The organism is Exiguobacterium sp. s130 (assembly GCF_018619055.1).
Classification (GTDB): Bacteria; Bacillota; Bacilli; order Exiguobacteriales; family Exiguobacteriaceae; genus Exiguobacterium_A.
On record NZ_JACSNI010000005.1, the window covers coordinates 186,762 to 200,690 of the forward strand.

General features: G+C 46.8%; 13 protein-coding genes and 1 pseudogene. 7 read left to right on the forward strand and 7 right to left on the reverse strand.

The genetic code is table 11. The features are described 5' to 3' along the window. Nucleotides 1-5 precede the first annotated feature (5 nt). The 3 genes from menH to HZS85_RS13480 are packed head-to-tail and all read right to left on the reverse strand — an operon-like array spanning nt 6 to nt 3,797. Nucleotides 6-782, reverse strand: a complete 777-nt coding sequence (gene menH, locus HZS85_RS13470; protein ID WP_214856491.1) for a 2-succinyl-6-hydroxy-2,4-cyclohexadiene-1-carboxylate synthase — start codon at nt 780-782, stop codon at nt 6-8. Next, nucleotides 779-2,422 (reverse strand): 2-succinyl-5-enolpyruvyl-6-hydroxy-3-cyclohexene-1-carboxylic-acid synthase, encoded by a 1,644-nt coding sequence (gene menD / locus HZS85_RS13475; RefSeq protein ID WP_214856493.1) that lies wholly within the window; start codon nt 2,420-2,422, stop codon nt 779-781. Before menD ends, menH begins: the two co-directional genes overlap by 4 nt. Continuing rightward, a complete protein-coding gene (locus HZS85_RS13480; protein WP_035412678.1) occupies nt 2,412-3,797 on the reverse strand; it encodes an isochorismate synthase in 1,386 nt (461 codons plus the stop codon). The genes menD and HZS85_RS13480 overlap by 11 nt, the downstream gene beginning before the upstream one ends. Before the next feature lie 159 nt (nt 3,798-3,956). On the opposite strand from HZS85_RS13480, the gene HZS85_RS13485 reads away from it, so the two are divergent. The 4 genes from HZS85_RS13485 (at nt 3,957) to HZS85_RS13500 (ending at nt 7,390) form a co-directional block, all read left to right on the forward strand. Beyond that, nucleotides 3,957-4,850: a 1,4-dihydroxy-2-naphthoate polyprenyltransferase gene (locus HZS85_RS13485; RefSeq protein WP_214856494.1), complete on the forward strand. Its 894-nt coding sequence runs from the start codon at nt 3,957-3,959 to the stop codon at nt 4,848-4,850. Between the two features lie 179 nt (nt 4,851-5,029). Then, nucleotides 5,030-5,941 (forward strand): guanosine-inosine kinase, encoded by a 912-nt coding sequence (locus HZS85_RS13490; RefSeq protein ID WP_214856495.1) that lies wholly within the window; start codon nt 5,030-5,032, stop codon nt 5,939-5,941. A 25-nt stretch (nt 5,942-5,966) separates the two neighbouring features. After that, on the forward strand, nt 5,967-6,395 hold the full coding sequence (locus HZS85_RS13495) for an NUDIX hydrolase (protein ID WP_035412687.1): 429 nt from the start codon (nt 5,967-5,969) through the stop codon (nt 6,393-6,395). 86 nt (nt 6,396-6,481) lie between these two features. Next, nucleotides 6,482-7,390: a YihY/virulence factor BrkB family protein gene (locus tag HZS85_RS13500; protein WP_035412690.1), complete on the forward strand. Its 909-nt coding sequence runs from the start codon at nt 6,482-6,484 to the stop codon at nt 7,388-7,390. A gap of 54 nt (nt 7,391-7,444) precedes the next feature. Here the strand turns inward: HZS85_RS13500 and HZS85_RS13505 are convergent, their stop codons facing one another. Continuing rightward, complete coding sequence (locus HZS85_RS13505) at nt 7,445-9,394, reverse strand: heavy metal translocating P-type ATPase (protein ID WP_214856496.1); 1,950 nt, start codon at nt 9,392-9,394, stop codon at nt 7,445-7,447. Nucleotides 9,395-9,579: 185 nt separating this feature from the next. Between HZS85_RS13505 and HZS85_RS13510 the strand changes: the two genes are divergently transcribed. Beyond that, nucleotides 9,580-10,509: a DMT family transporter gene (locus HZS85_RS13510; RefSeq protein ID WP_214856497.1), complete on the forward strand. Its 930-nt coding sequence runs from the start codon at nt 9,580-9,582 to the stop codon at nt 10,507-10,509. Nucleotides 10,510-10,672: 163 nt separating this feature from the next. After that, nucleotides 10,673-10,960 (forward strand): hypothetical protein, encoded by a 288-nt coding sequence (locus tag HZS85_RS13515; RefSeq protein WP_023467290.1) that lies wholly within the window; start codon nt 10,673-10,675, stop codon nt 10,958-10,960. Between the two features lie 41 nt (nt 10,961-11,001). Here the strand turns inward: HZS85_RS13515 and HZS85_RS16900 are convergent. The 3 genes and pseudogenes from HZS85_RS16900 to yfkAB form a co-directional block, all read right to left on the reverse strand. Then, nucleotides 11,002-12,156: pseudogene (locus HZS85_RS16900) on the reverse strand (MFS transporter); the annotation flags it as partial. 68 nt (nt 12,157-12,224) lie between these two features. Then, nucleotides 12,225-12,407 (reverse strand): hypothetical protein, encoded by a 183-nt coding sequence (locus HZS85_RS13525; protein WP_023467292.1) that lies wholly within the window; start codon nt 12,405-12,407, stop codon nt 12,225-12,227. A gap of 88 nt (nt 12,408-12,495) precedes the next feature. Continuing rightward, the gene (gene yfkAB, locus HZS85_RS13530; protein ID WP_214856499.1) at nt 12,496-13,608 is read right to left on the reverse strand and encodes a radical SAM/CxCxxxxC motif protein YfkAB; all 1,113 of its coding nucleotides are present in this window, start codon (nt 13,606-13,608) and stop codon (nt 12,496-12,498) included. Nucleotides 13,609-13,692: 84 nt separating this feature from the next. Between yfkAB and HZS85_RS13535 the strand changes: the two genes are divergently transcribed. Further along, nucleotides 13,693-13,905: an SE1561 family protein gene (locus HZS85_RS13535; protein ID WP_214856501.1), complete on the forward strand. Its 213-nt coding sequence runs from the start codon at nt 13,693-13,695 to the stop codon at nt 13,903-13,905. The last annotated feature ends 24 nt before the right edge of the window (nt 13,906-13,929 follow it).

Here is a 13,929-nt window from a genome sequence, read left to right on the forward strand (position 1 = left end):
ATATGTTAGTGATGAATAAGTAGATTCTTTACCATTGTAACAAACTTTTGCGGTTGGTCGATATGTGGGGCATGCGAAGCATCCAAAATCACGTGAATTTTTTCAGGTGATGCCGCTCGTAAGGCGATGGCGCGGAATTTTTCGTCCTCTTCCCCGACAATCCAATCAATCTCTTTCGGAAGGCATGACCAAAGAGAGGGCATGCTTCCTGTACCTTGTGCTCGAAGCGAAGCGCTCAGACCTTCAACCGTTTGAGACATACGCTCCTGCCGCAGTCGCGTGCGTTGTTGTTCTTTGAGAAGCGCTTGAGGTTTAAATAATCCAAGTGTCTCCCAATGATCAATGAAGGCTTCGAGTCCATCCTTTTCGAGTCGCTCCGCTAACATACGATCGGATGCACGACGTACTTTTCGCTCCACTGCCGTCTTGATACCTGGTGTTGTACTAACAGCGATTGTTCGAGCGATTTGCTCAGAGACGACACTCAACATTAAGGCGATTCGTCCGCCCATCGAATAACCGAGGACAATCCATGGCTCGTATCGTGTAGCGAGCAGCGCCTCAAGATCCTTGACTTGTTGTGTCAAACGCATTCGTTGATTAGACGCTGGTATCGTTTCTCCATGTCCCATCAAATCGAGGCGGTAGACGGTGAAGTGAGTCGATAAATGCTCACTTAGCATGTCCCACGTCGAGAGGGAGCCTGTAAAACCGTGGAGTAATAAGAGCGGTGGACCAGCTCCCTCGATTTTCACATGATAGGGATGACCGCGTAAAATCATCGGAATACCTCGGCTAACGCTTGATTCGTCACGTCCCAAATCGAACGATGCATCTGTACGTTTTCGATTCGTGTTGTCTTGACTTCAAGTATCCGAGTGACATTCGTCTCTTCCGCAAGTGCTTGACGTAACGCAGCAATCGAATCAATCGCCTGATAGGTCACACCGTAGCCGGAGGCGAGGGAGGCGAAGTCGAGATGCTGCGGTGTACCGAATAGTGGCTCGAACACCGCTTGCTCCAGTTGCTGTTGCGGTAAGAAGCTAAAGATGCCGCCACCCGCATTGTTGACGAGAATGATCGTTAACGGAAGCGTGCGCGCTGTCATCAGCCCGTTGATATCATGAATGAATGCCAGGTCACCAACGAGTAAATAGCGGTGTTTGGCATCAAACGTTGCCCCGAGCGCACTCGAGAGGATGCCGTCAATCCCATTTGCTCCACGGTTCGCGAGTAGACGAAGGGGTGTTCCTGTAGGCAAGAACGTATCAATATCTCGGATCGGCATACTGTTCGAAACGAATAGGCTTCCTTCTTGTAACGTCGTTAACGCGCGGACGACGTTATACTCCGTCATCTCCTCTTGATCGATCGTCGTAAAGGCATCGGTGACGCGTCGCTCTGCCTGTTGTAACAGATTGAGGTACGTAGGGTCATGCGGAACGGGCTCATGATGTTCGAGTTGTCGCGCGTGACCAATCACGAAATCCGAATGGAGTTGGGGATCGCGCCAATTCCCTGGATGACCAACGACTGTCGTCGGAATATCCCGAGACCAAAGCAGATAAGGTTTTGACGTCGGCATGGCGCCGAAACGAATGATTCGATCCGGTCGGACGTGCTGAGCGGTGGCCGGATGTTTTAGCCATGTATCGTAGTAGGCAAAGACGTGATCATCATGCGATTGCCGTCCTTGACTGAGTGGATCTGCTAAGACCGGAATCCCTGCTTGTTTTGCATACGAGATGACAATCTGACTGTCCGCGGCAGCAAGTTGTGGTCCAAGTACAAAAAGAAGGCGCTCTTTCTGAAGCACGATCGCTAAGGCGTTATTTACTCCCGATGTCGGTTCAGGTAAAACGCCGACAGAACGACCTGTTCGTAAAAGATCGAGTTCAGGCACGAGTGGTTCACGTAATGGAACGTTGATTTGAACTGGTCCCGCCGGTTCCGTCAGGGAGAGCAGGGTTGCACGTTGTGCGACATGAGCGACGTAAGGAAGACTCGCTTCTTCCGCTAAGGGAAGATCAAATGCATGATGAACCTGCTTGCCGTATAGTCCGACCTGATCGATGGCTTGAGGTGCCCCGACATTACGTAATTCATGAGGTCGATCGGCAGTCAAAACGATCAATGGAAGTTCAAAAATATTAGCTTCGGTTACTGCTGAATAATAGTTCGTCGCAGCGGTACCGCTTGTACAAATTAGCGCAACGGGACGAACACGCTCTTCCGTCCGTGTTAAACCTAAAGCAAAAAAACTAGCCGACCGTTCGTCAACCAGGACGTGGGTACGGCTAGACGGATGCAGAAAAGCTGCAATAGCAAGTGGTGTTGAGCGGGAACCGGGACTGATGACGAAGTCCCGGACACCAGACGCGACGAGCGTATCAATTAACGTGTGCATCCACTTAGTCAACATAAATATCATCCTTTTCAATCGAACCAATGTGTGAAAGAGCTTGTAACATCGGTGATAGTTTAGTTTCCGTCTCTGCTAGCTCGCTGTCGAAATGAGAACCTTCAACAAGACCGCAACCGGCATAAAGAATGACAGCCCGTTCCGTAAATAATCCAGAGCGAATGGCAACGATGAATTCCCCATCATCCTGTCCATTCATCCAACCGACGGGTGAACCGTACCAACCCCGTTCGAACGTTTCAATCTCTTGGATCGCATCGACCGCTAATTGCTTTGGCTCGCCACCAAGTGCAGGTGTCGGATGAAGTTTCTCAATCAGTTGGAATAACGTGACATCTGCTTTTAAACGCGCCGTGATCGGTGTATAGAGATGTTGGATATGACGATTTTTTAAGAGAATCGGGGTATCCGGACAATCCAGTTGCTCTGAAAAAGCAGATAACGTCCGTTCGATCGAATCAGCGACAATCCCGTGCTCCATTCGGTTCTTTTGATCTTGTAATAACGATTGACCGAGTGCCTCATCCATCTCATCCGTCGCGTGGCGCGGTGCAGAACCGGCGACGGCTGCTGTCTCAAGGCGACGTCCACGTTTTTGGACGAGTCGTTCCGGTGTGGCTCCGATAAAGGCCTCTTCCGGATTCGGCTGGAAGCAGAAGACATAGCTACCGGGCTGTGTATCTTCGAGTTCAGCAACGACAGCGGCTACATCAAGTGGGCGGTCCAGTTCGTAGACGACTTCCCGCGCCAAAACGATTTTTTCAAGTGTTGTCTCCAAGTAATGCATCGCTTGTTGAAACGAGGCTTCAAAGGCTTCATTTCCATCCCGAGATAGACGTAAACGCGTGACGCCTGTCGAAGTCGGTGTTTGCGGTTGATTAACTTTGGCGAAATCAAGTGCGAGCTGATTTAAGATTGAATCGACTTGATCCATCGGTTCAACACGGGCAAAGATCGTCACGCGTGTCTTACCATCTTGCTCTAAGAATAAAAACTTCGGAATCGTCATCGAAGCGTCTCCAAAGGAAGACCAGCGATAATCCGGTTGGTTAAGTTCAGTGAAAGAGAATCCGCTGAACGCAAATAAATCATGACCGACATGGTCGCGATTCACATTTGTCCATTGCGATTGAATTCGTAAAAAACGATCCGTTCCTGAAGCCTGAAGTTGTTGTACGATGCCAAACCCAATGGCCCGCATCGAGCGATCAGGTGTCGCGAAATAAAATCGTTCCTCGATACCCTGTTCGAGAGAACGCATGTCAGTTGCTTCGATTTCCCATGAATACGAAGCAAGTATAGGTCGTTGTGAGGCATTCGCCTGACTGACGGCCTGTTCGATACACTGTTTTAGCTCTTGTTGAGCGTAAGCCATACCGCTCATTGCCCCCTAGTCTGTAGATACTGTGATATGTTTCACTTATTCTAAGTGTAAACTTTTTGCGGACAAAAAAGAAGGAATAAGCTATCTTGGATTGAACATTGACATCAAAAAACGAAACCCGCTACACTTAGACAGGAAAGGGGTTATTATATGAATAAATCAATCGCTGTCTATTGGCGAATGACACGACCGCATACACTGACAGCAAGTTTTGTTCCGGTCGTCGTCGGTACGGCAGTTGTCGCACCACGTGTGGAATCGATACGCTTGGATTTGTTCGTAGCGATGTTAATCGCATCGATGTTGATTCAAATCGCAACGAATCTGTTCAATGAATACTACGATTACAAACGTGGTTTAGATACAGAGGAATCGGTCGGAATCGGTGGATCAATCGTACGTGATGGATTCAAGCCAGGTACGATTCTTGCATTTGCACTTACGTTGTATGGCATTTCCGCACTACTCGGTGTGTATCTATGCATCGAGACTTCGTGGTGGTTACTTGTCGTAGGACTCATCTCGATGTTCGTCGGATATATTTACACCGGAGGACCACTACCGATCGCGTATACACCTTTTGGGGAAGTGGTTGCTGGCTTTTTCATGGGATATATCATCATTGCGATCTCTGCCTACTTGCAAATTGGTTATGTACCAACGGAAGCCGTTGCGATTTCGATACCTGTTGCCATCTTGATCGGTTCAATCCTGCTTGCAAATAATATTCGGGACTTGGATAATGACAAGGTCAACGGACGAAAAACGATTGCCTGTCTTGTAGGGCATCGCCGTGCCGTGTACGTTTTGATCGGATTTTTTGCGGCAGCTGTCCTGTCACTCATCATTGCTGTACTGGCATTCGAAGTCTCTTGGTTTGCCTTACTCGCGTTGTTGAGTATTCCGCTCATGATTAAAACGGTCCGTCTCTTCTGGGAGGACTTGCCACCAGAACAACTGATGCCTGGTATGGCGCAGACTGGTAAAGTAAATACGATTTTCGGATTATTACTCGCAATCAGTCTCGTGATTGCGAACATCTAAATTCAAACAAAGCAGCAGGCGATTCGCTTGCTGTTTTTTTTATGAGAAGATAGCGAACAGTTAGAAAAAAAGTGCTTCGGTTGTCACTGATTTAAAATTTTACTATAATTGAAGCAATGTGCCTGAAAGATCAATTCAAGGATCGGGAATCAGGAAATATGGTTAGAGGTGGAACTGGAATGAATAAAATCGCGGTAATCGGAAAAGTATTCGTCGACATAAAAGGAACTTCGTTCGCTCCTTTGCACAAGGATGCGAAAAACGTAGGAGACATCACGTTTTCGAATGGAGGAACAGGACGCAACGTAGCACAAAACTTAGCCGTCCTCGGGAATGAAGTTCGCTTTATCTCGACGGTTACGAATGATCAGATTGGCGTGGGAGTGCTCGATGAGCTGAAATCTTACGGTGCGAATGTGGATCATGTCGAAATGTTAGAAGATCATGGTATGGGTATGTGGCTAGCGGTCATGGATAACGAAGGTGACTTGCAAACCTCAATCTCGAAACAACCGGATGCGAAGTTGCTCGAAGAGGCGATTTTACGTCAATCAATCTATGCGCTCGATGGAGTCGATGCCGTTGCCATCGATCTTGATTTGTCTGTTACAGTCTTGGAACGTTTGATTCATCTATGTCGCAAAATGGAGTTGCCATTGTTTGGTGTTTGTGGTCACTTGAGCGTCATTGAACGGAATCGTCATCTGTTACAAGGATTCACTGGATTCATTTGCAGTCGCGAAGAAGCAGAAATTTTGTCTGATCTGTCAATCGTGACGGTAGAAGATGCGATTCATGTAGCAAATGAGCTAGCGAAAAAAGGTGCTCCATTCACGGTCGTGACGATGAGTGAACTAGGGGCGGTCTACGTCGATCGTCGTACGGCGACGTCAGGTCATGTTGGAACGAAAAAAGTAAAAGTCGTCGACTCAACGGGAGCAGGCGATTCCTTCTTCTCTGCTGTCTTATCTGAATTGACAAAAGAAAAACAAGCAGAAGAGGCATTAAAGCTTGGCATGAAAATCGCGGCAGAAGTCATCGCTTCGACAGAAAATGGACTCGTTCCAGAAATGCTGGATGCCATTCAATGAATTAATTTTGAAAAGGGGTGGCGTCATGCCGATTCAACGAAGTGCGATCATTTTACGAAATGAACAGGATGAAATTGCGTTGATTCGACGGGATAAACCGAACGAAACGTATTATGTCTTTCCAGGCGGTGGAAAAGATGATGGAGAATCACTAGAAGAGACAGCGATTCGTGAAGCACATGAAGAACTCGGTGTCGACGTGGAGTTGAATGGCATTGCTGCCATCGTCCGTTTTAACGGATTCGATAACCCTTATTTTTGGGCGAAAGCAATTGGCGGTCGCTTTGGAACAGGTATGGGTGAAGAATTCGAAGAGGAAGGGTCTGGTTATACACCAGTCTGGATTAAACGATCCGAATTGCCATCATTGCCGATTCGTCCACCGTCTCTTGCCAAACAATTGGCAGAAATGACAGAACCGTTCTATAAATTGATTCTTTCTGAAAACGAATGAGGTTTTAGTTGAAATAAAATGGGAAAAGTATATTAAAACAATGAGGTGGTCTTTGACTGCCTCTTTTTCAGGAAGGAGAGATGACGATGGCGCATTCACGCGATCCTAAAGGGCTTGCCTTGAACTTAAAGCAGCGAATGTCCGATCACAACATTACGGATTATGCAGGGACACTCGCCTATTACTGGTTTTTATCCATTTTCCCAGGTATCATTTTCGTCATTTCCGTCTTGTCGTTCTTTGATATTGATCGTCAGACACTTGAGTCGCAAATCCGGGACTTAGCACCGGGTGGGGCCGTCAATACATTCACGGATACGATTTTTCAAGCCATCAAGGATCCGCAGGGGGGATTGTTATCGATTGGTGCGATTCTTGCCATCTGGTCCGCTTCAAAAGGTGTCGATCGCTTGATCACGACAGCGAACCATGCCTATGGTGATTTCTCGCCACGTGGTTTTGTCGCAGCACGCGGGATTGCTTTACTACTCACGATTGTTCTCGGAATCGGGATGTTATTATTGATTGTCTTGAACGTTCTTGGTGGTCCAATCATCACGTATCTTGCGAATTTCGTTCTCCCGATCGATATGGGGCAAAAAATCTTATTAACGGTCTTGCGTTACGTCGTTTCAACGATTCTATTGATTGGTATACTGTCGATCTTTTACCGCGTCGCACCAAAGCGCCCGATTACCTTTAAGGAAGCGATCCCAGGAGCCGTCTTTGGTGTCATCGTCTGGCAATTACTATCGGTCGGATTTGGATTCTACGTCTCGAACTTCTCAAACTACAATCAGACGTACGGTTCGCTCGGTAGTGTCGTTATCTTGTTATTATGGCTTTATTTCACAGGATTGATCATCTTACTTGGTTCTGAATTGAACGCGTCATGGGAACGATTCATGAAAAAAGCGGATCCGAAGAAGATGGAAGAAAAGCGCTTGAAGGAACAAGCAGAACTCGATTCGATTCCGACGAATACGTTCGGATGAAGAGACAAAAAAACGTCTGACTGCCGTGTGGCAGTCAGACGTTTTTTTTAATGATTAAGCGGCTAATCGTTTTTCGGATACACGCTGTGGGAGAGTTGGTAAAGCATCCTGTTGAAGAAGACGTAAGCCATTCAGGATGACAAGAATCGTCGATCCTTCGTGTCCGACGACAGCGAACGGCATGATTAGGAACTGTGACAAGTTGGATGCGATCAATAGAAGGATGACACCGATCGCAAGCGTGATGTTTTGTTTGACGATCCGGTTCATCTTCCGGGCTTTATGCACGGCGTAGGCAAGACGACCTAAATCGTTTTTCATCAAGACAACGTCAGCAGTCTCAAGCGCAGCATCCGTTCCTTCACCCATTGCAATCCCGACATGTGCCAGTGCGAGCGCCGGAGCATCATTGATACCATCACCGACCATCGCAACGGTCCGACCTTCTGTTTGGTATTGCTTAATATAGCGCACTTTATCTTCCGGTAAGCATTCAGCGACGAAGTCCGTTAAACCCGCTTCACGCGAGATGGCTGCTGCCGTGACAGGATTATCACCTGTCAACATGATCGTCGCGATGCCGAGATTGTTTAAAGCGGCGATTGCTGTTTTAGCTTCCGGACGAATCGTATCACGTAATGCATAAAGTGCTACGATTTGTGATCCATTGCTGACATAAACGATTGTATGCCCTTGTTCTTTCAGTGACTGTTCGATCGCGACGAATGGATCGTCTAGACCATCGTGGAATGCTCGCTTGCCAATGCGATACGTGACGCCATCGACAGTTGCTTCAATCCCGTATCCTGTCACATCTTTGAACGTTGACGGTTCGCGAACATCGGTTTTTAAGTGATCAACGATCGCTTGTGCGAGCGGGTGGTTCGACTGTGCTTCGATGGAAGCAACGGCTTGTTCGACGGCTCGGATATCGATTCCTTCCGCGTATCGACTTTCAGTAACGACGGGTTTACCTGTTGTCAGAGTCCCTGTTTTATCGAAGACGATCGTGTCGACTTGTCCGAGTGTCTCGATGTGTGCTCCACCTTTGAAGAGAACGCCATTTTTCGCAGATGCGGCGATTGCGGACAAGGCAGCAGGGGTAATCGACGCGACAAGCGCACAAGGCGAAGCAACAACGAGTAAAATCATCGCCCGATAAATGCTTGTCTCGAATGTCCAGCCGACGACGTAATGAGGAAAGACCATCATCAGGGCAACGACGAGGAGGACGATTTTGACATAACGACTTTCAAATCGTTCGATGAACTGAGCAGAGGGAGACTGCTCACTTTGTGCGTTTTGGACCATATGAATGATTTTTTGGAACAATGATTCATCAGCGGCTTTCGTCATTTCAATCGTCAAGACACCATTCATGTTGACGGTCGAGTTATAGACGGTATCGCCCGTTTGTTTTTCAACCGGAATCGATTCGCCTGTAATCGATGCTTCTTCGATTGCTGCTTGACCGCGAATGATGACACCATCGACCGGAATGCGTTCCCCGGGACGAACATAGACGAGGTTACCGATTACTAGTTGCTCGATTCCAACGACTTCAAGTTGTCCGTTTGCATTCAGACGCGTTGCTTCCTCTGGCTGTAAAGACATTAAACTTTGTAAAGCCCGTTCATTTTTATTCATCGTATAGGTTTCAAGAGCACCGGATAACGCGAAGATGAAGATAAGGATCGCACCTTCCATCCAATAGCCGATGGCAGCAGCACCGATGGCAGCTAAAATCATCAACAATTCGACGTTCAACGTTTTTTCTTGATACGTCTCCGTCAAGCCTTCCTTCGCTTTCGCATATCCTCCAATCACATATGCTGATAAGTACAACGTGACATAAACGGCAGACGCCGTATTGAATTTTTCGAGTCCGTAAGCAACTAAAATCAATATTCCGCTAAACAATGCTAGAATCAATTCGTGATGCTCATCCCAAGCATGACGGAATACGGAACGCTGTTGAACATCGGTAGTAGTGGAAGTCGTCATATTAAAACTCCTTTCAAAATGTAAATGAGAAATGAAATCATTATAGAAAGAGAATGAGAATGTGATATATCAATGAGTTTAACTGATTGATAATGAGTTTCATTGTCTCTAGATTATAATTATTATTATCTGTAGAATTACTATATCATGTTTCAGTGAAAAGGAACAGGAAAGGAACTAGAAAGATGCAAAAAATTTTAACCCATCGGATTGGACTCGTCGTCTTTGCATTATTGACGACTTTTTTGTGGGGAAGTGCGTTTCCCTTCATTAAAAAAAGTTATGACTTATTACAGATCACATCTTCCGAATACGGAGAGCAATTGCTGTTTGCGAGCTATCGTTTCTTTTTAGCAGGTGTGCTGTTACTTGTCGTCAGTGTCTTCGTCTTCAAACAGACGATCACATTGAAGGAGCGGACTTACGCCTATAGTCGTCTCGGCTTCTTTTTGACGTTCTTGCAGTACGTCTTCTTTTATATCGGTCTATCTTTGTCAACTGGCGTACAAGGATCAATCATTGCCGGATCGACTTCGTTCTTCCAGATGTTACTGGCACATTTTCGATATGAAGACGATCGACTGAATCGATTTAAAGGACTCGCCTTATTCCTTGGATTCACAGGTGTCATCTTGGCCAACTCGCCACAAGGTGGGCAAGGTGTTTCGTTTGGAGTAGGGGAAGGATTATTGATCGCAGCAATGGTTTCCGGGGCGTTCGGTAACTTGGTTGCCAAAGAATACTCGGCACGTTATCCGGTGGCACCGATGACTGGATGGGCGATGGTCATTGGATCAATCGGTCTCTTTATCGCAGGAGTCATTCTCGATGGTCACGTCGCACCATTCACCTTTTCAACGCCAAGTGCTTGGATGCTCGTGTATCTTGCATTTTTATCAGCGACTGGATTTACGCTTTGGAACTTACTAATGAAATATAATCCAGTCAGTAAAGTGTCGTTGTTCATGTTCTTCGTACCAATCTATGGTGTCAGTTTATCGGCCTTGATTCTCGGCGAGACGATTCCACCGCAAGCGTTGCTTGGGTTACTCTTCGTTGTCAGTGGTATTTTAGTCTCGACGTACCTTCCGTTATGGTTTCAAAAGCGAGGTTGACGAAGATTCAGAATCGTGCAAAAATAGTTTCAATCAAAGTAACTCCCAATCGTTCGTTGCTCAAGCCGACCCGTTCGGCTTTTTTCTGTACGGTCAAGTGAAGACCGATTCGGCCTTGTCTGAAAGGCTAGTGCGACTATAAAACGGAAGGAGATGAAAACGAATGGAACGGAATGAGATCGTTCGAAAGATCATTGCCACTCGTCGTCCACGTGATGAGTTTGCCCGGTTCGTCGTAACGTGCGTCAGTCAGCAGTTGAAGGAAACCCATGGAGATGTGGATGTGGAAATCATCGAGGCGGAGAGAGGTTACGATTCAGTGTGGTCAATCAACGGTCGAGAGGTCGTCGTGCTGCTCGAGACAGAAGAGCTGAAGCGTGCAAAAGAACAGCCGTATGCGATCGACGATAAGCTCTGGCGGAGTTTTCGGCAAGAAGGAATCGTGAAATGAAAAAAACGGATCTTGCGCATCGATGGCGCAAGGTCCGTTTTTTAGATTCCGGGTGTCTCATGACGTTTGGCATACCGCAATAGAAGCGCAAGCGTCGTCAAGACAAGAACGAATAAACTGAAATACAGCATGGAAGGGAGTATGACGAACAGACTACCGGCAATTGGACCAAGAATCGAACCGAGACTGAAGGCAATCCCGGCAAGTAAGTTACCCGTCGGTAGAAGATGACGTGGTAGCTGTTCTGTCATATAGGCAACACCGAGCGAATACGTCGAGCCGAGTGCCATTCCACTGACGGCAAAAATCGCGAACAACCAACCGTAACGTTCGAAGGCGAAGCAAGCAGTGAGAAAAGCGACGGAACCAATCGACAGTACAGTGACTAACGTCCGACGTTTTCCGAAGTGATCGGCAAGTCGCCCCAGTGGTAGCTGCATGATCAATGAGCTGACGACGAATGTCGTGATTAAGGTACTTGTCTCGGATAAACCATATCCGTTACGCGTCGCAAAAACGGGAAAACTGGCATTCAGTGTGGCTTCGAGAAAACCGTATGTAAAACCAGGAAGTAATGTAAACCAAGCAGTCGATAGGACGAGTCGATACCGTGAAGCAGCACTTTGCAATTCCTCTGGCATAACGGACGACGGTTTTTCATTTGGCATACGGAATAATAAAATCAGAACGATGACGGTCAAAGTTCCTGTTAACACGAACGGTAACCAATCGATCACATCGACGAGCGGTGCAGCAAGAGGACCTAAGGCAAAACCGAGACCGAATGCCATCCCGTATAACGACATCGTTCGTCCTAACCGCTCGTTTGGTGTAATGGACGTTACCCAGACTTGTGACCCATAATGTAACGTCTGATCACCGAAACCGACGAGGAAGCGGAGAATTACCCAAGCGATAATGCTTGGGAGTAATGGGAATAAGAAGACAGCCACTGCGACAAGGGCAAGACCGAATGAGATGACAGGAATATAACCACGCCGTCGTAACGGACCTTCCATAAGAGGTGCGGCAACGATGACACCGATATAGAGGACGGCGGCACTGAGTCCGTTAATGAAAGCAGATGTCCCTTGACGTTCTAACAAGATGGACAGTAATGGAATCAGTAATCCTTGTGTGAAACCGGAAATGAAGACGATCGATAAGATGAGAGCAAAACGACGTGACACAAGTAACGACGACCTTTCTTTTTTCTTTTAGCATAACACGCCCCGGACTTCGAAAAGGGAGACCGGGGCGTGTTTCATTTATTTTCTTGTTCAAACCGTGTCGGACGAGGCATGTGCAGGAGATGTTCATCCCAATCTGTCTGATCGAACACTTCATCATGTTCGATACTGTGTGAAGCACGAATACCAACCATCATGACGAACAAGACCATACTGAACGTACCGATGATTGCGACAATACCTACGAGCCATTCCATCCCGGTCACCCCTTTTTATAAAACAGAATGTGTCTACTTTGTGACATTTTTCCCGGGACGCCATCGTTCAAAACCTTTTTTTTGATTCTTAAAGCCGACTCGATTGTTTTGTGAAATCAATCTCAGGGTAATATGCGTTTTTCACAAGCGCGTTCGGTCCAAGACACTGCACCGCAGGACAGTGACATGACAAGCTTTTATTCAGTTCTGTCTCTTGCCACTGGGCATACGCATCATTGAAGGACGTCTCGTGAATCGTACCGAGCGAAGCGAGTTCGTCACCGAAATCGGTTACGATGATTTCACCATCAAAGATGTTGACGTTAAGACGAGAACGACCATCAGGGTCATTGCGAACCGATACGCTTTTTTCTTGACGCAAGCGACGGTGCAATTCTAAATCTGCCTCTTCCATCGAACATGCGTAGAAAGGAAGTGTTCCGAACAACATCCAGACGTTCGGATCGCGGACGTCGAGCAAACGATGGATTCCATTGCGAATTTCGGATAAGCTAGCGGCTTCGATCATCGACGCAAAGTCAGCTGGGTACATTGGATGCACTTCGTGACGGACACAGCCCATATCGACGATTTCCTTATGGATCGCTTCAAGATGTGGCAACGTCCGTTTATTGATCATCGTTTCGGCAGACACGATGACACCACGTGCATTCAAGACACGAGCATTCTCTTTCATCGTTTCAAATAGTTTCGTTCGTGCTTCACGTGACGGTTTTCGCTCCATCATCGCAAAGCCACCATCGATGAAATCATCGGCTGTTCCCCAGTTATGTGAGATATGCAAGACATCGAGATAAGGGATAATTAATTCATAACGAGATAATGGAAGTGTTAAATTTGAGTTGATTTGGGTTTTAGCGCCACGTTCGTGGGCATACTTAAGTAAAGGGACGACGTACTCCTTGACGGACTTCATTGAAAGCATCGGTTCGCCGCCTGTAATGGAAAAGGCGCGTAGGTGTTCGATTTCATCCAGACGTTGAATAAGCAGTTCGACAGGGATTTCAGGTGACTCGCTACTGGATAACATGTAACCGACGGCACAATGTTCGCAGCGCATGTTACACAGTTTTGTCGTCGTGACTTCAATGTTCGACAAACGGACCGTGCCGTATTGTTCAATGTCGCGATAAGCTTCCCACGGATCGTTCGCGATCGTGATGTGTGATGAATGTGACATAGATACTCCTCCTTTTTAGTTCTCCACTTCGTATCGTATGCTAAAATAACGTCGGAATCCAGCGGAAGAAAGGAAGTCTGAATAATGGGAAAAGCAAGAACTGATAAACTTGGTCAAATGAATGTGCTAAAATCAAGAATACAGCTTCTCTGTCATACAATCGATTCACTCGATGAATCATCAGATATCGAAGATTTGGAACGACTGATCGTATCACTAGATCAACTCAAGGCAAAAGTCGTTCGGTATGCGAAGGATATGAAAGAACAAGAAGAAACGAAAAAAGCGGTAGATTGAGACCGCTTTTTCATTTGCACAAAC